The sequence below is a fragment of the Agrobacterium sp. LEGMi-208b genome, assembly GCF_059511785.1.
Genome location: NZ_CM183445.1, coordinates 2303375 through 2323243, shown reverse-complemented (window position 1 = coordinate 2323243; position 19869 = coordinate 2303375). Strand labels below are relative to the sequence as shown.

The window sequence follows — 19869 nt, the reverse complement described above, 5'->3', positions numbered from 1 at the left end:
ACGCGTGCCTAACCTTTCGCGAAAGGAGTGCCTGTGGCATCCATCGGCCAGATCGTAGACAAGACGCCGGGTAGCGAAGTTCTGGCGCGTGCGCGCCAGCGTGCCGCACTGGTGCCGGACTGCATGGTCGAGGCAAAACGCATCGCCAACACCGTCACCGCCGGCTGGCACGGCCGCCGCAAACGCGGCATCGGCGAAAATTTCTGGCAGTTCCGCCCCTATGCCGAAGGCGAAAGCCTGTCGCGCATCGACTGGCGGCGCTCGGCCCGCGACGACCATACCTATGTGCGCGACCGGGAGTGGGAGGCAGCCCACACCATCTGGCTCTGGGCGGACATGTCGCCGTCGATGATGTTCAAATCCACCCTCGGCTCCGTCTCCAAGGAAAGCCGGGCGCTGGTGCTGATGCTGGCGCTGGCGGAAATCCTGGCGCGCTCGGGTGAACGCATCGGCTGCCCGGGCATCATGGAGCCGATTTCGGCCAGAAACGCCGCCGAACGGCTCGCCGCCGCCATCATGCACGCGCCGCTGACCACGGGTATGCCGGAAACGGGCATGATCCGCGGCGCAAGCGATATCGTCCTGATCGGCGATTTTCTCGATGATGCGAAAAATGTGATGGAGCGGATTTCGCCTCTGGCGCGACGTGGCCTGCGCGGCCATGTGGTGGAAATTGCCGATCCGGCCGAAGAAACCTTCCCCTATTCCGGCCGCACCGAGTTCACCGATCCGGAAACCGGCGAAAAACTGGTTTCCGGCCGCGCCGAGACCATTCGTGAGGATTACACCCGCGCCTATCTCGCAAGACGCGAGGCGCTGTCCTCGTCGCTGCGCCGTCTCGGCTGGAACTTCGTCTTCCACCGCACCGATCATCTGGCTTCCGAGGCGCTTGTGGCCGTTCACATGTATCTTTCCGGCGCGCCCGCGCAAAGCGGTGGGCACCGATGAGCGCATTGCCTTTCGTCTTCACCAGCCCCTACATCCTCTTCGGCCTGCTGGCGCTGCCCGCCATCTGGTGGCTGCTGCGGCTCACCCCGCCGCGCCCCAAGGCGGAGGTCTTTCCGCCGCTGAAGATTCTGGCGACGGTGCTGAAGCGCGAGGAAACACCGTCGAAAAGCCCGTGGTGGCTGACCCTTTTGCGCATGGCGCTTGCCGCCGCCGTAATTTTTGCGCTGGCCGATCCGGTGGTGAACCCGCGCAACAACAGCATCGCCGGCAGCGGCCCGCTGGTGCTGGTGGTCGACAATAGCTGGGCCTCCGCGCCCGACTGGGAAAGACGCGTGGCCACCGCGCAGGCCCTGATCGGCGATGCGGAGCGGGCCGACCGCCCCGTCTCCATCAGCTTCACCGCCGATGCAGAAAATGATCCCGTGCCGGCAACAACGGCCGTGGCGCTGGACAAGCTCGCCGCCGCCAAGCCGAAGCCGCTGGTGCCCGACCGCGTACGCACGGCAGAAGCCATCACGGAAGCGCTGAACGGCGCAGCCCCCGGCACGCTTGCCTATATTGCCGACGGCGTTCAAACCGCGCAGGACGAAAGCGCAATGAGAACGCTCGCCGCCCTCTCGCCCACCGAATTCCGCATCGTCAGGGGCGACGGCAAGGCGATCACCGCCATTACCGGCGCTACCAACAATGCCGATGCCATGAGCGTCACCCTTTCGCGGCTCGACACGGCCGAAGCCGCCCGGCTGACCGTCAATGCCCAGGACAGCCAGGGCCGCATTCTCGCCAATGGCACGGCCAGCTTCGCCCCCGGCGAGGCCGAAACAACCGCAACGGTGGAAGCCCCCTTCGAACTGCGCAACGATTTCGCCCGCCTCTCCCTCGAAGGCGTTTCGACGGCGGGCGCCGTGCATCTGCTGGATGACGGTTTCCGCCGCCGCCGCGTGGCCCTGCTGGCCGGCGAAACCGGCAATGATTTCCAGCCGCTGCTGCAGCCGCTTTATTATATCAGCCGCGCGCTTCAGCCTTTTGTCGATCTCATTCCGCAGCGGCAGGCCGATCTGGCGCAGGCAATCCCGGAGATCCTGCAATCCAACCCGTCGGTCATCGTCATGGCCGATATTGGCCGACTGCCACAGGAAACCTATGAGCCGATGCAGCGCTGGCTTGCAGCCGGCGGCACGCTGATCCGCTTTGCCGGGCCGCGCCTTGCAGCGGCCCCGGCCGACGATCCACTGGTGCCGGTGACGCTCCGGCAGGGTGAACGGGCGCTTGGCGGCGCGCTCTCCTGGGCGGAGCCGCAGCCGCTTGCCGATTTCCCGAGCTTCGGCGCCTTTGCCGGCATGGCAAAGGCCGATGGCATTCTCGTCAAACGTCAGGTTCTGGCCGAACCGACGCCCGACCTGGCGGAACGCACCTGGGCCAGCCTCGCCGATGGCACGCCGCTTGTGACCACCCGCACTGTCGAGGCTGGCCGCATCGTGCTCTTCCATGTCAGCGCCGAAGCGAGCTGGTCCGACTTGCCGATCTCAGGCCATTTCGTCGATATGCTGCGCCGTATCGTGCAATTGTCGAAAGCGGGCGGCGCTTCGGCCTCCGCCAATGCCCCGGCCGCAGCCCTGCCCCCGTTCCGCCTCTTGACGGCCGAAGGCGCGCTATCCGCCGAAATTGGCACTGCCCGGCCGCTGGAAATGCGCGCCGGCCAGCCACCGCGCACCGGTTTCGACAATCCCCCCGGCCTTTACGGCACAGAGGATGGTTTCGTGGCTCTCAATCTCCTGCCCGCAGGTGCGACGCTACGCCCGCTCGACGCATCCGTCGCCGGCGTCAGCACCACCAGTGAAGCCCTGATCGGCGAAACCGCGAAATCGCTGCGCCCTGCTTTGTTCATCGCCGCCTTCCTGATGCTGATTGCCGATAGCCTGATCGTGCTCTTCATGAACGGCGCTTTCGCACGCCTGCCGAAAGCCCGCAGCGCGACAGTCGCCACCCTGCTGCTGGCGCTTGGCGCCTTCGCCGCGATGTCCCCAACGGACGCGCGCGCCGATGACCCAAAACCGGGCGACGAGCAGATTTTCGATCGGCTGGACACCACCCATCTCGCCTATGTCCGCACCGGTGAAGACGATGTCGACCGCATTTCCGAGCAGGGTTTGCAGGGGCTGAGCGAGTTCCTCACCTGGCGCACGACGCTGGAACCCGGCCAGCCGGTCGGGCTCGATATCTCCAAGGATGAATTGTCGTTCTACCCGATCATCTACTGGCCGGTTTCCGCCTCCGCACCCATGCCGTCGAGCGCCGCCATTTCGCGCATCGATGCCTATATGCGCGCCGGCGGCACCGTGCTGTTCGACACACGCGACCAGTTCTCCTCGCTCGACACCGGCGCGACCAGCGCCAATGGTGAACGTTTGCAGGCGATCCTCGCCAATATCGATATTCCGCCGCTGGAGCCTGTCCCGGAAGACCACGTTCTGACGCGGTCCTTCTATCTGCTCACCAATTTCCCCGGCCGTTACAATGGTTCGCCGCTCTGGGTGGAATCGCGACAGGGAGCCGCCAAGACCACCTCGGGCCTCTCCTCTTCCGGTGATGGCGTGACGCCGATCATGATAACGGGCAATGATTTCGCCGGCGCATGGGCCGTCGATCCGCAGGGCGCGCCGGTTCTGCCCACTGTACCCCCGGATGAGATGCAGCGCGAACACGCCTTCCGCTCCGGCGTCAACATCATGATGTATATGCTGACTGGCAACTACAAGGCCGATCAGGTTCACGTTCCCGCACTTCTCGAACGGTTGGGGCAGTGACATGACATTGACCTTCTCCCCATTCCTGCCGTGGATCGTGATTGCCGTTCTGGCGGTCGCCGCTCTTGCGCTTTCCTTCATCGGCCTGTGGCGCGGGGTGCGTGGCGCATGGCTGCGCGGGCTGGCGCTTGCCGCCCTCCTGGCTGCCATCGCCAATCCGCTTCTGACGCAGGAGGAGCGCGAGCCGCTTTCCACCATCGTGCCCGTCATCGTCGACCGTTCGCAGAGCCAGGACGTGCAGGACCGGCCGCAAATGACCGATACGGCGCTGGAGACGCTGAAAGACCGGCTCTCCCGCTTCCCCCGCATCGAACCGCGCATCGTGGAGGTGCGCGACGATGGGGAGAGTGATTCGCCCTCGACCCAGCTTTTCTCGGCCCTTTCCTCCGCCGTTTCCGATGTCTCACCGTCACGCGTCGGCGGCGCGATCTTCCTCAGCGACGGCCAGATTCACGATATCCCGAATGCCCTGCCCAATGCCGAACAGGCGCTCGGCTTCCGCGCCCCCGTGCATGGGCTGATCACCGGCAAGGCCGACGAATTCGACCGCCGCATCGAGATCGTCCGCGCCCCGCGCTTCGGCATCGTCAATGAAGAGCAGCAGCTGACGCTGCGTGTCTTTGATGACGGCCGCCCCGCAGGCGGCGGCTCGGCGGAAGTGACCGTGAAGATGAACGGCGAAGAAATCGCCGCGCTTCAGGCCACACCCGGCCAGCCGACGCCGTTCAGCTTCAAGGTTCCGCGTGGCGGCAACAATGTCATGGAATTTTCCGTCGCCGAGCTTCCCGGCGAAGTGACTGCTGCGAACAACCGCGCCGTTCACCTGATCGAAGGCATCCGCCAGAACCTGCGTGTACTGCTCGTCTCAGGTGAACCCCATGCCGGCGAACGGGCGTGGCGTAACCTGCTTAAATCCGACGCCTCGGTCGATCTGGTGCATTTCACCATTCTGCGCCCGCCGGAAAAACAGGACGGCACGCCGATCAACGAATTATCGCTGATCGCCTTCCCCACCCGCGAATTGTTCGTCGAGAAGATCAACGATTTTGATCTCATCATTTTCGACCGCTACCAGCATCGCGGTGTGCTGCCGATCCTCTATTACGACTACATCGCCCAATATGTCGAAAAGGGCGGCGCGCTCTTGATCGCAGCCGGCCCCGAACATGCCGGTCAGGATTCAATTGCCATGACGCCGCTCGCCTCCGTGCTGCCGGCCCAACCCACGGGTCAGGTGCACCAGGCGGCATTCTATCCCCGCCTTTCGGAAGCCGGCAAGAAGCACCCTGTCACCCGTGGTCTCGATGGCTCCGGCAACGAGCCGCCGCAATGGGGCCGCTGGTTCCGCACCATCAGCGTCGACCCGCCGCAGGGCCAGACCGTGATGCTGGGCGACGGGCAGGACCCGCTTCTGGTGCTGAACCGTCAGGGCGAAGGCCGTGTCGCCATGCTTCTGTCCGATCAGGGCTGGCTATGGGCGCGTGGTTTTGAAGGCGGTGGCCCGCATGTGGCGCTTTATCGCCGCATCGCCCACTGGCTGATGAAGGAGCCCGAGCTTGAGGAAGAGGCGCTGACGGCGCGGGCCAATGGCCGCACATTGGAAATTACCCGCCAGACCATCGGCGACGATCCCGGTCAGGCCAGCGTGCGTTTCCCTTCCGGCAAGACCGAAAACATGGCCTTCACCACCACCGAGCCCGGTCTTTACAAGATCGAGCGCCGCATGGATGAAACCGGGCTGTTCGAGATCAAGAATGGTGATTTCACCACCCTCGTCCATGTCGGCGCGGTGGATGCGCCGGAATTCAAGGCGATGATTTCGACGACCGAAACGCTGAAACCGCTGGCCGATGCCACCAAGGGCAGTGTGCACCGTGTCGCCGATAATTCCGGCCGCATCGCGCTGCCTGATATATTGCCGGTGCGGGGTGACATCAGGGTTGCGGACGAGGACCGCATGCTGATACGCCTGACCGACGAGACGGTGCTGAAAGGCGTCAACACCCTGCCGCTGTTTGCCGGTTTTGCCGGGCTTGGCGCGCTGCTGCTTGCCTTCTCCGCACTCTGGTGGCGCGAGGGCCGGTAAAGGTGCTTCAACCCGGCGACAGCGCCGGGCTTCTCCGTCTCCGATTGAAACCCAAATCGGTCGCCGCCCGGCGTCTGGAGAAGAACAGCATGAATTTCGTTTTGAGTGATGTCGCGGATGCAGAAGCCGAAAAGGCCATCCGCGATCCGCTGATAGCCTATAATCTCGCCCGTTTCGGCGAAAGCGACAAACGCGACCTCAACATCACCATTCGTGACGAGGACAATGCCGTCACCGGTGGTCTGGTGGGATATACCGCGCGCGGCTGGCTTTACGTGCAGCTTCTTTTCGTGCCCGAAGCCATGCGCGGCCAGGGCGCCGGCCCGAAGCTGCTGGCAATGGCGGAGGCGGAAGCAAAAAAACGCGGCTGCATGGGCGCCTATATCGACACGATGAACCCGGACGCCTTGAGGACCTACGAACGCTTCGGTTTCACGAAGATCGGTTCGCTTGCGCCGCTTTCCACCGGCCAGTCGATTACGTGGCTGGAGAAACGCTACTGATAGCGTACGGTCAGGTCAGCGCCACCTGCCGCGTTTCCGCATTGATCATGGTCGCCGCGATGGCGGCCAGTACCAGCAGCCCGGCAAAGATGCCGATCGCGACCCCAAACCCCTGCGCAATGGCATAACCGAGCAAAGACGGCGCCAGCAGGCCGCCGAGCCTTGCCATGGCGCCTGCAGCGCCCATGCCGGTCGCGCGCGATTCCGTCGGGTAAAGTTCCGGCGTAAAGGCATAAAGCGCGCCCCAGGTGCCGAGCAGCGCAAAGCTCATGATGAGAAGCGAGGCGGCAATCATTCCGCCACCGGTGGCAAGGGTGAAGAGCAGGCAGCCGAGTGCGGAGAGCAGGCAGAAACCGATCAGCGTCGGCCTGCGGCCCCATTTTTCGACACCATAGGCGGCAAGCGCATAACCGGGGATCTGCGCCAGCGCCACCAGTACCAGAAACCCGTAACCGCGCACGAAACCGAAACCGTCTCCCGCCAGCTTTGCCGGCATCCAGGTGAAGACACCATAATAAGAGACGGAGACGAGAAACCAGATGGCGAGGATCATGATGCTGCGCTGCCGGAGCGCCGGTGAAAATATCCCCTGCCCCTTGGTCACGTCAGGCTGGAAGAGCCCGGTTCCGGCATCGAGCGGCGCACGACCATTCACCACCAGCATGCGGTTGACGACGGCCTTGGCTTCTTCGGATCGCCCCGTGCGCAGCAGGTAGAGCGGCGATTCCGGCACCAGAAAGCGAAGCCCGAGACCAAGAACAGCCGGGAAAGCCGTCACGGCGAAAATATAACGCCAGGCATCGGCCACGCCCGCAAGGCTTGCACCCCAGGCCGCCAGCGCCACGATCAGCGTCCCGACAGCCCAGAAACCTTCGAGAAAGACCAGCCAACGCCCGCGATTTTTGGCAGGCAGGAATTCGGCCATCATCGCATAATCCACCGGCAAAGTGCCGCCAACCGCAGCTCCGGTAAGGAAACGCAGGACAAGCAGAATGGTGAAATCGGGCGAAAATATCGAAAGCACGCCGAACAGGGCATCGCAGGCCACGGTGATGATCAGCACCCGGCGACGCCCATAACGATCCGCCAGCCGTCCGAAACCGGCGGCGCCTAAAAGCATGCCGAAAAAGAATGCCGTGCCGGTCTGCAGCGCCTGCGGCACCGTCAGGCCAAAAGTCGCAGCAATCGAGGCGGCTGTGAAACCGACAGCCAGAACCTGCATGGCATCCGCCGCCCAGACAAGGCCGAATATGCCCATCAGCCGGCGCTGATAAGCGCCTGCGCCCGCGCGCTCCAGCGCATCGTTCATGGTGATTGCCGTCATGCCCCGCCCCTTTGCCCTACTCGACTTTCACTTGCTATCGTATAGGGGGAGGAAACGGAATTGAATTCTGTGGAAGGGTGGGCACGGTTGGAACGAAATGCTCGGCGCAACGATAGGCGAGCTCCCACGCCTCCACCCTCATCCCTGTGCTTGTCACAGGGATCCAGCCAGCCCAAGTCCTTGGGCTGAAAGGGCTCTTTCCGCCACGCAGACGCGCGTCGGCTAGATTCCTGTGACAAGCACAGGAATGAGGGAGACAGAGGGACTGGCGAGAAAAGGCAAAGCTGCCTTGCAGGAAACCCTCAGCCGTAAACCCTGAGCGGCTCCTCAAAACCCTCATCTTCCGCCGTAGCGGCCGGCATCACGTCCTCGCATTTGCGCCAGCCGATCTTGCCCTTCAGCCGCTGGTGCACGTCGGCGCCAATGGGCACCACCAGCACCCGGTTCGGGTCAACCGGACCCGGAAAATCGAGCGCCGCATAAGCGACCTTCTCGAAACCGAGCGGCATGTAATAGGGCGGATCGCCGATCAGGATGACGGCCTCGGAACCCTTGCGCCGGGCCGCCGCAATGGCGATCCGGACGAGTTCCCGGCCAATGCCCTTGTTCTTGTGCGAGGGCCGCACCGCGAGCGGGCCAAGCATATGGCCCTTGACCCCACCGGCCAGAACCGGCGTCATGCGCACCGAAGCAATCGTTTCGCCATCATCGGCGCAGACGAAGGACAGCGACCGGTCATGCGGCCCCTGCTCGCGAATGCGCGCCGCCGCACGGGTGTGCCGGCCGGGACCAAATGCTTCTTCGTTGATGACGTCGATGATGGCGTCGTGGGACGCGTCCTCGGTGAGGTAGACAAGATCGTGCTTGGACATGAAGAGACCGAAACTTCCAGAATGCGGATGCGACAATAAATGACGTCTGCGCCGGTAAGGGCGTTCAGGAGCGTCAGCGTCGTCGGAGCATCCGTGGTTCGATCATAATCAAAAATTCCCTCAGATTTGTGAAAATCGCAATTATCAGGAAAATCACCACCCGTCCAGAACAAATCTCGGCGCTTCTTCATTCAGCCTGTGCGTGGCCGGAGACGCATTGTTCAATGCCTTGCGGGTTCGCGGCATGGAGCGAAACGGGTAATATCGCGGCCAGGGAAACAATCAAGGAGATCATCATGGGCATGCTGGTGGAAGGCGTATGGAAAGACATCTGGTACGACACCAAGGAAACCAAGGGCCATTTCAAGCGCAGCGCCTCGCAGTTCCGCAACTGGGTGACGGCCGATGGCGGACCCGGCCCTTCCGGCGAAGGCGGTTTCGAAGCGGAAAAAGGTCGTTACCACCTCTATGTCTCCTTCGCCTGCCCCTGGGCGCACCGCACGCTGATCTTCCGCAAGCTGAAAAAGCTGGAAGATCTGATCTCCGTCTCCGTGGTCGATCCGCTGATGCTGGAAAACGGCTGGGAATTCAAGCCTGAGGGAGAACGCACACCGGGCGCGACGGAAGATCACCTGTTCGGCTCCTCCACGCTCTGGCAGGTCTACACGAAAGCGGACCCCAACTATTCCGGGCGCGTCACCGTGCCGGTTTTGTGGGATAAAAAGCGCGGTACCATCGTCTCCAATGAATCGGCGGAAATCATCCGCATGTTCAACGTGGCCTTCAACGATCTCACCGGATCGGACGCGGATTATTACCCTGAAGCGCTGCGTGCCGAGATCGATGCGCTGAACGACGTTATCTACGACACCGTCAATAACGGCGTCTACAAGGCCGGTTTCGCCACCACGCAGGATGCCTACCAGCAGAATGCCGTGAAAGTGTTCGAAACGCTGGATATGCTGGAAGACCGCCTGAAGGACCGGCGCTTCCTGTTCGGCTCAGAGCAGACGGAAGCGGACTGGCGCCTGTTCACCACGCTGGTGCGGTTCGATCCGGTCTATGTCGGCCATTTCAAATGCAACATCCGCCGCATCCACGATTATCCGCATCTGACGGGTTACCTGCGCGATCTCTACCAGACGCCGGGCGTGCCTGACACGGTCGATATGCGCCACATCAAGGAGCATTATTACCGCAGCCACCGCACCATCAACCCGACCGGCATCGTGCCCGTCGGCCCGGAGCTGGATCTGACCATGGCCCATGGCCGCGAGACGCTCTCCTGACGGAAAACCTCCCGCCGCTACCAGTGGTCGACAACCGCCGCTTCGCCGGCAAGTTCGGCAAGGCGGCGGCGGGTGGCGGCCGTCACCCCTTCCGGCAGGCCTGAAAGCTCGAAAAAGCCGCTCTCGGCAATTTCATGGTCAGGCTTTTTCGGCCGGGTCTGGGTGACATCAAGCCGGTAAAGCGCGACATGATCGCGATTGCTGCCCTCCAGATTGAGGTAGACGTGGAAAAGCTCCGGCCTGCAGGCCGCTTCGAGATTGCCTTCCTCGCGGATTTCCTTGTGCAGCGCCTCAAGCAGGGTTTCGCCGCGCTCCACGCCGCCGCCCGGCAGATACCAGCCGGGCAGATAGGTGTGCCGCACCAGAAAAATCCTGCCTTTTTCATCGTAGCAGGCGGCACGCACGCCAAGAGTTGCGCCGCGCGTGAACAGAAAAACAAAATGCAGGAAGCGGATGAAGACACGCATATGGAACGGACGGGCCTGCCGCCCGGTTGTTTCGTCATTCACCCTGGTTTCTCCCCGCCTGCCGGCTTTTGTTGGACGCGCGGCATATCATAGGTTATCTCTGCCGCCATGTTCAAACTTGCCCATATTTCAGACGTCCATTTAGGGCCACTGCCAAAACTCACTTTCCGGGAACTCGCATCGAAACGGATCACCGGTTTCGTCAACTGGCACCGCAACCGCCGCAAGCATCTCTTCACCGATACGCTGGAAAAGCTGCTCGACGATCTCGATACAAAATCGCCGGATCATCTGGCTATTACCGGCGATCTCGTCAATCTTGCGACCGGCATCGAAATCCGCGCCGCCGCCGACTGGCTGGAGGAAGTGGGCGATCCCGAAAGAACCTCCGTCGTTCCCGGCAATCACGACGCCTACGTATCCGGCGCGCATGACAAGGCCATGCAGGCCTGGTACCCCTATGTGCGCGGCGATGGCGATCCGCCGGAATGGGACGACGACCGCAAGATTTTTCCCTATATGCGCGTGCGCGGCCCCGTCGCGCTGATCGGCTGCTCCACCTCGATTGCGACTCCGCCCTTTTCGGCCACCGGTTATTTCGGCAACCGGCAGGCGCGCGCCACGGCGGAGCTTTTGAAAAAAGCCGGTGAACAGGGGCTATTTCGGGTGGTGATGATCCATCATCCGCCGATCCGCGGAGCGGCCGCCACCCACAAGCGCATGATCGGTATCCGCCGTTTCGCCGCAGCCCTCGGCGTTGGCGGCGCGGAGCTTGTGCTGCATGGTCATACCCATTTGAACACGGTTTATTGGCTGAATACCCATCACGGGCTGGAACACATCCCGGTCGTCGGCATCGCGTCGGCCAGCCAGGGGCCGGGCGGGGAAAAACCGCGTGCGGCTTACAATCTTTTCAACATTTCCGGCGGGCCGGGCACGTGGAACGTAACCTGCGAACGGCATAGCCTCGATGAGACGGGGACGGGCGTGGCGCTTGAGGATATCAGGGTGTTTTATGAGAATGGGCGGCCGCTGGGGTTTCCGCGGATGGGGGAATAGAAGCCGGAGTGGTTAGGTTGGTGGGTGTGGTTCACCCCCCTCTGTCCTGCCGGGCATCTCCCCCACAAGGAGGGAGATCGACTCGTGGTTGGGCCTCGCCCATCTCAACGTTGCGAATGAAGTGGTGGTAGCGCCTCCTGCCGATCTCCCCCCTTGAGGGGGAGATGTCCGGCAGGACAGAGGGGGGTGCCCTGCCCCACCCTCAAGGCCCAGTTACTTAGCCCGCTCTTCCAGCACCCGATTGGCCGCCGAAACAATCGCCTCCAGCGATGCCGCCACGATATTCGTATTAACCCCTGCCCCGAACAGCTTACCACCCGGATGCTCCATCTCGACATAAGCAATCGCCGAGGCATTCGAGCCGTGCTGCAGCGAATGCTCCGAATAATCATTCACCGACAGATCAACCCCGAGATAGACCGACAGCGCATTGATGAACCCGTCGATCGGACCCGTCCCCTTGCCCTCGATGCGCTTCACCTCGCCATTATCGGTGATCTCGGCGGCAACGATGCGCACGCCCTTGAAATCGCCGGCCGGATAGGTGTGGTGATCCACGAACTTGATGCGTGCGTTCGGCTGCGTCACATAACGCTCGATAAAGCGCTCGTAGATGCGCTTGGCCGGCAGTTCCACACCCTCCTCATCGGTGATGCGCTGGATGTCTTCGCGGAATTCCACCTGCAGGTTGCGCGGCAGGTTGATGCCGTAATCCTGTTGCAGAATATAGGCGATGCCGCCCTTGCCGGATTGCGAGTTGATGCGGATGATCGCCTCGTAGGAACGGCCGACATCCTTCGGATCGATCGGCAGATAGGGCACTTCCCAGACGGGATGGTTGGCGACCTTGATCGCCTTCATACCCTTATTGATGGCATCCTGATGCGAGCCGGAGAAGGCCGTGTAAACCAGTTCGCCGACATAAGGATGGCGCTCGGGGATCGTCATTTCGTTGGAATATTCATAAACCGCCTTGATACGCTCGATATCGCGGCAATCCAGCTCCGGATCGACACCCTGCGTATACATGTTCAGCGCCAGCGTCACGACGTCGACATTGCCGGTGCGCTCGCCATTGCCGAACAGCGTGCCTTCGACGCGGTCCGCACCGGCCATCAGGCCCAGCTCGGTCGCGGCGATGCCCGTGCCACGGTCATTATGCGGATGCAGCGAGATGATGACATTTTCGCGATTGTCGATATTGCGGCACATCCATTCGATCTGGTCGGCATAGATGTTCGGCGTCGCCATTTCCACCGTCGAAGGCAGGTTGAGGATCAGCTTGTTGTCGGCCGTCGGCTTCACCACCTCGACCACGGCGTTGCAGATTTCCAGCGCCACTTCCAGCTCCGTGCCGGTAAAGCTCTCAGGCGAATATTCGAAGCGGTAACCGCCGCCGGCCTTGGCTGCCATGTCGGTGATCATCTTGGCGGCATCGACGGCGATCTGCTTGATGCCGTGCACATCCTTTCCGAACACCACGCGGCGCTGCAGTTCCGAGGTGGAATTGTAAAAATGGATGATCGGCTTGTTGGCGCCTTCCAGCGCCTCGAAGGTGCGGGTGATCAGCTCCGGGCGGCACTGCACCAGCACCTGCAGGGACACATCATCAGGCACATTGCCTTCTTCCACACACCAGCGGGCGAAATCGAAGTCCGTCTGCGAGGCGGAGGGGAAACCGATCTCGATTTCCTTGAAGCCCATTTCGAGCAGCAGCTTGAACATGCGGGCCTTGCGATCGTGGCCCATGGGGTTGACCAGCGACTGGTTGCCGTCGCGCAGATCCACCGAACACCAGATCGGCGCCTTGTCGATGGTCTTGCCGGGCCAGGTGCGGTCAGGGATGTTGATGGTCGGGTAAGGGCGATACTTCACGCTCGCGTCGGTCATGCCCTTGGAAATAGTGGTGATCTTGCCGTCCATTTCGCTTCCTCCTTGCGCAGTCCGCAGGCTTCTTCAAGCCATCGGCGGATGCGCGGCCCTTGAGGGCCTAAATCCAGTATAAAATGAGATTTCGAGATGAGGAGCGTTTGCGCCAGCGGGCTTTCGGCCGCCGGGCGCTCCTCACTGGACCCGGCAACCGCGTGTAAGGTCGAGGCTAAGAAGCGAGAGTGCACCGCACGGCGAGGCCTTCGCAGAAATCTGCGCGCTCATGCCGGAAATGGTTGCGATGCGGTTGCTCATGGCGACGTGTATAAACAGCGGCTGGCGGTCTGACAAGTGATCTTGTGAGGCGCAGACTTATTTTGCTCGGCGGCCAGTCTCCAGCCTTTCAGCGATCCACAATTTGACAAGCGACTGCCGGGTCACCCCGAGACGACGTGCTTCGTTGTCGAGATCGTTGACGACCCATGTCGGAAAATCGATGTTGACGCGCTTGGGTTCGATGTTCAGATGCCGTGCCGTCGACCAGTCGAGATATTCGCTGATGTCTTCGCCATCATCGGCCATCCTGTCGAATTCTTCTGCGCTTATTGTCTTCATAGTAATACCTCTCTAATTCTCGGACACGTCGCACGGAAATGATGCGAATACGGCTGCCCCGCACTGTATGGACAGCCAACCACAACTTCTCCCCGAGAAGTGCGATGAGGGGGAACCGCTCTTCTCCAATATTGTGCGCTGTAACCGTCAAACCGTATTTATCGTGCCACAATGCCTGAGCATCGACAAAATCGATGCCGTGTTTGTCTTTATTGCCAGCACTCTTTATCGGATCAAATTCGAATACCATGAGAATATAATATAAAAACTATACCATTTCCACTATTTAACCACGCTTCACCGCCCGCTGCAACGCCATCATCAACCCGCCGCCGATCAACCCCCAGAAGGCCCCGGAAACGCCGCCGAAGGAAAGGCCGGAAGCCGTGATGAGAAAGGTGATCGCCGCAGCCTCACGGGTCTCGGGTTCCCTGAACGCCGCAACGGCGGACCCGGAAAAGGCGCCAACCAGCGCCAGCCCCGCCACCGCCTGAATGAGGATGGGCGGCGCCAGCGCCACGAAGGCCGTGACCACGCCGGCCAAAAGCCCGAAGATGATGTAACCGACACCACCGATGATCGCCGCCCAGTAACGCCGCCTGGGGTCCACATGGGCGTCCTCGCCCGCGCACATGGCCGCCGTGATGGCGGCGAGGTTGACGGCATGGCCGCCAAAGGGAGCGGAAAGCAGCGAGAAAAAGCCGGTCGTGGCGAAAAGCGGCCCGGGCTGCGGATCGTAATGATTGACCTTCAGCACCGCGATGCCGGGAATGTTCTGCGAGGCCATGGTGACGATGAAGAGCGGCAGGGCGATGGAGACGACGGCGTGCAGGCTGAAGGTGGGCGTCACCCATTCCATCGGCGGTGTCAGCGATTGCGCCACGCTGTCCAGCGCGCCGGCGGGAATATCGACGCCGAAAATCATGACAAACACGAAAGCGGCAAGCGCTGCAGGCACGGCAAACAGCCGCTTGAAGGCCCCCACCACGATCCAGGCAAGAATGATCGGCAGGCCGAGTGCCGGGTTGAAACCGATCGCCTTGATGGGGGCGAAACACAGGCCGATGATGACGCCTGACAGCATGGCATTGGCAAGCGGCGCGGGAATGGAGGCGACCGCCTTTCCGAGTGGCCTGAACAGGCCCGCAATGATGATCAGGATGGCGCAGATGATGAAACCGCCGACGGCTGCCGGAAAGCCACCCTCGATGACGCCGGTGGTCGCAAGCAGCGCCGCGCCCGGCGTCGACCATGCGATACTGATGGGAAGCCGGGTGGTGGCGGAAAGAACGATAGCGCAAAGCCCCATCGCCACCGAAAGCGCCATCAGACCCGACGCCGCCTCGAAATCCGTCGCGCCGACGGCTTTCAGCCCCTGCAGCACGACGGCAAACGAGCTGGCGAAGCCGACAAAGGCGGTGAGGCAGCCCATGAACAGGCTCTGGACGGAAAAATCTTTCAGCATGAAGCACTCTGCGGCCTGCGGCCTGTCGCAAACAACCGCAGCGATCTGGATTGGCGACAGGCAGAAACAAAACGGAAGCGTGAGGCGCGAATCCGGGGATGGCGACACGCTTTGGATGAAGCATGATCATATTCAGGATCAAAAAAGACACGGCTTGGCAAGATGAGCCACCAGACTTCAGGTACGGCAGCATGGAAAACGTCATCAAAGTTTAGCGGCAGGGCGCTAATCCTCCCTGCGTCACAACAGGTCATCCGCCACAAGAGGGACCCTCGCCATGCTCCGCACCGTCACCATCGTCGCCTGCTGTTTTGCGGCTCTGCCAGCCGCCGCCCAGACCCCGCCGCCGCCGGCCTTCCTCGGCCAGATCGTCGTTCCGTCTGGCCTCTCCATCAATGGCGTCACCTTCGGCGGCATTTCCGATCTCGCATTTGACAGCGAAACCGGCCGTTATCTCGCAATCTCCGATGACCGCGTGGAAAAAGGCCCGGCCCGTTATTACGAGCTGGAACTGGCCGTAACGGAAGGCGCCGCCACGCTCGATATCGCCGCCACCCGCGAGTTGAAAGACGAGACCGGCGCGGCTTTTGCACCCAAGAGCATCGATGCGGAAGGTATCGCGCTCGACCGCAAGGGCGGCAAGCTCTACTGGTCTTCCGAACGCGACCTGAAGAACCAGCCCGCGCTTTATGTGTCAAACCTCGACGGAAGCGATGTCAAACGGCTGGAACTGCCCGCTGCCTATCTCGTCGATGACGCGAAGACCAAGGGCGTGCAGAACAATCTCGGCTTCGAAGGCCTGACGATGACGCCCGGCAGACTGATCGCCGCCACGGAAAATGCACTGACCCAGGATGGCCAGAAGGCGACGCCGCAGGCCGGCAGCCCGGCGCGCATCCTGGTGATCGACACGGCGACGCTGAAGCCGGTCGCCGAACACGTCTATGTCACGGAGGCGATCTCCAAGACACCGACGGCCGCTGCCGAGCCGAAATATAACGATAACGGCCTCTCCGCCCTCACCGCCATGCCGGATGGCCGCTTCGTGGCCGTGGAACGCAATTTCGCGTCCGGCGTCGGCAATCATATCCGCTTTTTCATCGTCGACCTCACCGGCGCGGAAAATATCCTCGGCAAGGACAAAATCGACGCGGCAAATGTGCGCGCCGTATCAAAAACGCCGTGGTTCGAAATCAATGAGGGCGATTTCGGCCTCGATATCGATAATATCGAGAGCTTCGCCTTCGGCCCTGTGGTGGATGGCAAGCAGCTCTTCATCATCGCCTCCGACGACAATTTCAATACTGGCAAGCAGTTCACCCAGTTCGCTGCATTCGCAGTTCCCGCCAATCTGGGTCAGTGAAATCCGCCAAAACAGATGCCGGCTCTGGACCATGTCCGGGCCGGCACCGGCAAGCGAGCCGATTTACATCACTCACCAGCGCAGCAGACGCGAACCGACAAAAGCGCCGATGATGCCGGTCAATAGAATGCCCAGCGAATACCAGATCAATACGAAAGCCATGCCGTTTTCCGTGCAGAACCACGAATAGACCCACGCCCCGGCCGCACCCGCGGCGATGCCTGCGGCAAAACCCGCAAGCATGGGATCAGCGGGGGCCGAACGCCTGAGAACCGCGAAATTCGCCAGAAACAGCGGCAGCGCGAAAGCAACGATTAAAAACGGGCAATGCAGCGCCGACGATCCGAGAATGAGGGTGTGATAGGTGCCCGGCACGGCAAATCCAAGCTGGACGAGCGCAATCACCGCCATGGCGACAAAAATCACCGCAAGCCAGGCGAACAGGCCACCCCTTTCGCCCTCCGGCCGCGCAAGACGCATGACGGCGAGAAATGCAATCAGGGCCAGCAGGGCATTATAGGCGGATTTGACCCAGAAACCCGGTTCGGTCATGGCGTCGCTCATGTCGACGCGAAGCCCCAGAATGGCGAACATCAGCAGCAGCGAAACGCCGAGCGCGGGCAAGGCGGCAAGCGCCAGCCTGCGCTCCAGCGCAAAAGCCGGCACGGGCTTCAGATCACCCGCCAGTCGTTCGATGATGTCTTCCGTCTTTCTCACCTGTCCCCCCGCAACTTTGCCGCCAGGACTTTCAGCGTTCTGTGAATACCAACTCTCGCCGCGAGTTCCGTCTGACCGGATTTTTCCGCTGCTTCGGCAATTGACTGACCTTCGAGTTTCACCCTTCGAATGAGATCCCGTTGCCGCTCGGGCAAGCCGTCGAGCAACCGTTCCACATCCATGCGGGCCACGACAGCATCGACGGGAGACTCCGCCTCCAGCGTCTCATCGAGTTCGACTTCCGCCATCATTCGGGAGCCCCTGCCCCGATAGTGATCGATGAGCTTGTAGCGCGCTATCGAGAAAAACCACGCCGTAAACGGCCTCGCGCGATCATAGGTCTCCCGTTTGGCGTGAAGCGACAACAGCGTCTCCTGCACGAGATCTTCGACATCGCCTCTGGCGGCGGCGGCCATGCGCCGGCCGTAATAGGCGATCAGCAGCCGTCTCAGGGCATGAAGCAAATGCCTGTAGGCGCCTTCGTCCCCATCGAGGGAACGCAGCATCAGCATTTTTAATGTCTCTTCCGAAGGGCTGCCTGTCATCGTCACTATCGGGTTATTCGCAATCGGCAGGGTATTGTTACATAGTGGCTTTAAAAAAATCTCGCCCGAACTTGTCCTCACAAGCGCGTGAAGATGTAACGGCCGGCCGTTCCCGGACGAATGGACAATCGTGAGCCCCGGCGCGATGCCGGCGGACATTCAACGACGTCCAGAGGAGACCCTTCATGACCCGCATTTTTACCGCCATTGCCGCCGCTTCCCTTCTGTCCGCTCTTTCCTTCGCAGGCATCGCCCATGCCGACAGCATGAAAACCGATACGATGAAGAAGGATACCATGCATACCGACACCATGAAGACGGAGACGATGAAAAAGGATGGCATGTCCATGGCCAGCAAGAAGGACTGCATGCACAAGGCCGGCATGGAAATGGACAAGATGAAAAAGGCCGACATGATGAAGGCCTGCGACATGATGAAATAATACCGACCCAAAAGGAAAAAGCCCGCACCGGTTTCCACCGATACGGGCTTTCTCAACTGAAAAATCGAAAACTCAGAGTTCCGACTGGCTCTCGACGATCTTGCCGACGAGGCCGTAATCCTTGGCCTCTTCCGCGCCGAGCCAGTAATCGCGATCGATATCCTTGGCGATCTTTTCTTCGCTCTGGCCGGTGGCCTTGGAGAAGATCTTGATCAGGCGCTGGTTCATCTTGATGATTTCGCGGGCCTGGATTTCGATGTCGGATGCCATGCCGCGCGTGCCGCCGGAGGGTTGGTGCAGCAGGAAGCGGGTGTTCGGCAGGCAAAGGCGGCGTTCCTTCGGCACCGAAACGTAAATCAGCGCGCCGGCGGAAGCGACCCAGCCCGTGCCGATGATATAGACCTTCGGCTTGATGAACTTGATCATGTCGTGGATGGAATCACCCGATTCGACATGGCCGCCCGGCGAATTGACGTAAACCCGAATGTCGTCGTCGCTGGCGGCGGCAAGAGCCACGAGCTGCGTGCAGACCTTCTGCGCCAGTTCCTGCGTGATGCCACCATAGATGAAGATCGAACGCGACTTGAAAAGATTCGCTTCCGTTTCCTTGCCGATCGGCAGTTCCTTGCTCTTGTCGTCTTCGTCTTCGTTCATCAACGGCTCTCTCCAGCAAAATTCGTGCATGCCCTTCGGACATAGTGCGACTTGTTACGTAAGGCAATGAGAGAAAAAGGCAAGGTTTGCCCGCCAACAATAAACACCACCCCCGGCAGATGACGCATGGACAGCCTGTCGGCCTTCGCGATATCGTCAGCGCCTCATTGCAGCGCCGCCTGCCGCGGGAAGCCCCAAGATTCCGTTGCGGAGAGCCATAATTTCAAGAGGGAACCATGCTGAAAAGACTAAGCCTCACTGCCGCCGCACTGGGCGTTACCGCCCTGCCCGCTTTCGCCCATCTGAACCCGGAAGAACACGGTTCCTTCATGGCCGGTGTCTCCCACCCCTTCTTCGGTGCGGACCACATTCTGGCGATGGTGGCCGTCGGCATCTGGGCCTCGCAGATCGCCGTGGCGCAGAATGACCGCAAGGCGCTGTGGATCGTGCCTTCCGCCTTCGTCGGCACCATGGCGGCCGGTTTCCTGATGGCGGTTTATGGCATCGGGATTCCCTTCGTCGAACCCGCCATTCTCGCCTCCGTCATCGGTCTCGGCCTGCTGGTCGCCATGGCGGCAAGGCTTCCCACGGCAGCGGCGGCGGCCGTTGTCGGCGCTTTCGCGCTTTTCCACGGCCATGCCCATGGCGGTGAACTCGGCAGCGCCGGCGCGCTTCAATTCGGTATCGGCTTCATGATCGCCACCGCCATCCTGCATGTGGCCGGCATCGCGCTCGGCCTCGGCATTGCCCGTTTCGGCTCAGTAGCCAGCCGCACCGTCGGCGCGCTGACGGCAATTGCGGGCCTCTCGCTCGCCTTCGGCGGCTGACGATCATTACCGAAAT

19 protein-coding genes are annotated in these 19869 nt (G+C 61.5%); 9 read left to right on the top strand and 10 right to left on the bottom strand.

All coding sequences use genetic code 11. The features are described 5' to 3' along the window. The first annotated feature begins 33 nt into the window (after window positions 1-33). The 4 genes from AC5YUO_RS11250 (at window position 34) to AC5YUO_RS11235 (ending at window position 6344) form a co-directional block, all read left to right on the top strand. Window positions 34-948, top strand: a complete 915-nt coding sequence (locus tag AC5YUO_RS11250; RefSeq protein ID WP_496153356.1) for a DUF58 domain-containing protein — start codon at window positions 34-36, stop codon at window positions 946-948. Further along, window positions 945-3755, top strand: a complete 2811-nt coding sequence (locus tag AC5YUO_RS11245) for a DUF4159 domain-containing protein (protein ID WP_496153355.1) — start codon at window positions 945-947, stop codon at window positions 3753-3755. The genes AC5YUO_RS11250 and AC5YUO_RS11245 overlap by 4 nt, the downstream gene beginning before the upstream one ends. A 1-nt stretch (window position 3756) precedes the next feature. Then, on the top strand, window positions 3757-5841 hold the full coding sequence (locus AC5YUO_RS11240) for a hypothetical protein (RefSeq protein WP_496153354.1): 2085 nt from the start codon (window positions 3757-3759) through the stop codon (window positions 5839-5841). Window positions 5842-5930: 89 nt separating this feature from the next. Then, window positions 5931-6344, top strand: a complete 414-nt coding sequence (locus tag AC5YUO_RS11235) for a GNAT family N-acetyltransferase (protein WP_400813138.1) — start codon at window positions 5931-5933, stop codon at window positions 6342-6344. Between the two features lie 10 nt (window positions 6345-6354). Here AC5YUO_RS11235 and AC5YUO_RS11230 read toward each other — a convergent pair whose 3' ends face one another. Both AC5YUO_RS11230 and AC5YUO_RS11225 read right to left on the bottom strand, forming a co-directional pair. Beyond that, entirely contained in the window at window positions 6355-7668 is a 1314-nt protein-coding gene (locus tag AC5YUO_RS11230; RefSeq protein ID WP_496153353.1) for an MFS transporter, read from the bottom strand. A 302-nt stretch (window positions 7669-7970) separates the two neighbouring features. Next, window positions 7971-8540 carry a GNAT family N-acetyltransferase gene (locus tag AC5YUO_RS11225; RefSeq protein WP_496153352.1) on the bottom strand — a complete coding sequence of 190 codons (570 nt, stop codon included), beginning with the start codon at window positions 8538-8540 and terminating at the stop codon, window positions 7971-7973. 296 nt (window positions 8541-8836) lie between these two features. Between AC5YUO_RS11225 and AC5YUO_RS11220 the strand changes: the two genes are divergently transcribed. Then, on the top strand, window positions 8837-9829 hold the full coding sequence (locus AC5YUO_RS11220; protein WP_496153351.1) for a glutathione S-transferase family protein: 993 nt from the start codon (window positions 8837-8839) through the stop codon (window positions 9827-9829). A 17-nt stretch (window positions 9830-9846) separates the two neighbouring features. On the opposite strand, the gene AC5YUO_RS11215 is transcribed toward AC5YUO_RS11220, so the two are convergent. Continuing rightward, window positions 9847-10338 carry an NUDIX domain-containing protein gene (locus AC5YUO_RS11215; protein WP_496153350.1) on the bottom strand — a complete coding sequence of 164 codons (492 nt, stop codon included), beginning with the start codon at window positions 10336-10338 and terminating at the stop codon, window positions 9847-9849. Window positions 10339-10404: 66 nt separating this feature from the next. Here AC5YUO_RS11215 and AC5YUO_RS11210 point away from each other — a divergent pair, with 66 nt between their 5' ends. Beyond that, a complete protein-coding gene (locus AC5YUO_RS11210; protein WP_496153349.1) occupies window positions 10405-11355 on the top strand; it encodes a metallophosphoesterase family protein in 951 nt (316 codons plus the stop codon). Window positions 11356-11568: 213 nt separating this feature from the next. Here AC5YUO_RS11210 and leuA read toward each other — a convergent pair whose 3' ends face one another. From leuA to AC5YUO_RS11190, 4 genes are all read right to left on the bottom strand, one after another. Continuing rightward, window positions 11569-13278: a 2-isopropylmalate synthase gene (gene leuA / locus AC5YUO_RS11205; RefSeq protein ID WP_496153348.1), complete on the bottom strand. Its 1710-nt coding sequence runs from the start codon at window positions 13276-13278 to the stop codon at window positions 11569-11571. A gap of 318 nt (window positions 13279-13596) precedes the next feature. After that, the gene (gene brnA, locus AC5YUO_RS11200) at window positions 13597-13839 is read right to left on the bottom strand and encodes a type II toxin-antitoxin system BrnA family antitoxin (RefSeq protein WP_496153347.1); all 243 of its coding nucleotides are present in this window, start codon (window positions 13837-13839) and stop codon (window positions 13597-13599) included. After that, window positions 13796-14089 carry a BrnT family toxin gene (locus AC5YUO_RS11195; protein WP_496153346.1) on the bottom strand — a complete coding sequence of 98 codons (294 nt, stop codon included), beginning with the start codon at window positions 14087-14089 and terminating at the stop codon, window positions 13796-13798. Before AC5YUO_RS11195 ends, brnA begins: the two co-directional genes overlap by 44 nt. A 36-nt stretch (window positions 14090-14125) precedes the next feature. Beyond that, complete coding sequence (locus AC5YUO_RS11190; RefSeq protein WP_496153345.1) at window positions 14126-15304, bottom strand: benzoate/H(+) symporter BenE family transporter; 1179 nt, start codon at window positions 15302-15304, stop codon at window positions 14126-14128. A 277-nt stretch (window positions 15305-15581) separates the two neighbouring features. Between AC5YUO_RS11190 and AC5YUO_RS11185 the strand changes: the two genes are divergently transcribed. Continuing rightward, entirely contained in the window at window positions 15582-16667 is a 1086-nt protein-coding gene (locus AC5YUO_RS11185) for an esterase-like activity of phytase family protein (RefSeq protein ID WP_496153344.1), read from the top strand. Between the two features lie 72 nt (window positions 16668-16739). Here the strand turns inward: AC5YUO_RS11185 and AC5YUO_RS11180 are convergent, their stop codons facing one another. Together AC5YUO_RS11180 and AC5YUO_RS11175 are read right to left on the bottom strand one after the other, a co-directional pair. Further along, window positions 16740-17384 carry an NrsF family protein gene (locus tag AC5YUO_RS11180; RefSeq protein WP_496153343.1) on the bottom strand — a complete coding sequence of 215 codons (645 nt, stop codon included), beginning with the start codon at window positions 17382-17384 and terminating at the stop codon, window positions 16740-16742. Next, the gene (locus AC5YUO_RS11175) at window positions 17381-17929 is read right to left on the bottom strand and encodes a sigma-70 family RNA polymerase sigma factor (protein WP_400813110.1); all 549 of its coding nucleotides are present in this window, start codon (window positions 17927-17929) and stop codon (window positions 17381-17383) included. The genes AC5YUO_RS11180 and AC5YUO_RS11175 overlap by 4 nt, the downstream gene beginning before the upstream one ends. 185 nt (window positions 17930-18114) lie before the next feature. Between AC5YUO_RS11175 and AC5YUO_RS11170 the strand changes: the two genes are divergently transcribed. Continuing rightward, the gene (locus AC5YUO_RS11170) at window positions 18115-18372 is read left to right on the top strand and encodes a pentapeptide MXKDX repeat protein (RefSeq protein ID WP_400813109.1); all 258 of its coding nucleotides are present in this window, start codon (window positions 18115-18117) and stop codon (window positions 18370-18372) included. Window positions 18373-18444: 72 nt separating this feature from the next. Here AC5YUO_RS11170 and AC5YUO_RS11165 read toward each other — a convergent pair whose 3' ends face one another. Next, window positions 18445-19026: an ATP-dependent Clp protease proteolytic subunit gene (locus AC5YUO_RS11165; protein ID WP_003523060.1), complete on the bottom strand. Its 582-nt coding sequence runs from the start codon at window positions 19024-19026 to the stop codon at window positions 18445-18447. A gap of 236 nt (window positions 19027-19262) precedes the next feature. Here AC5YUO_RS11165 and AC5YUO_RS11160 point away from each other — a divergent pair, with 236 nt between their 5' ends. Beyond that, window positions 19263-19853 carry a HupE/UreJ family protein gene (locus AC5YUO_RS11160; RefSeq protein ID WP_496153342.1) on the top strand — a complete coding sequence of 197 codons (591 nt, stop codon included), beginning with the start codon at window positions 19263-19265 and terminating at the stop codon, window positions 19851-19853. Window positions 19854-19869 lie beyond the last annotated feature (16 nt).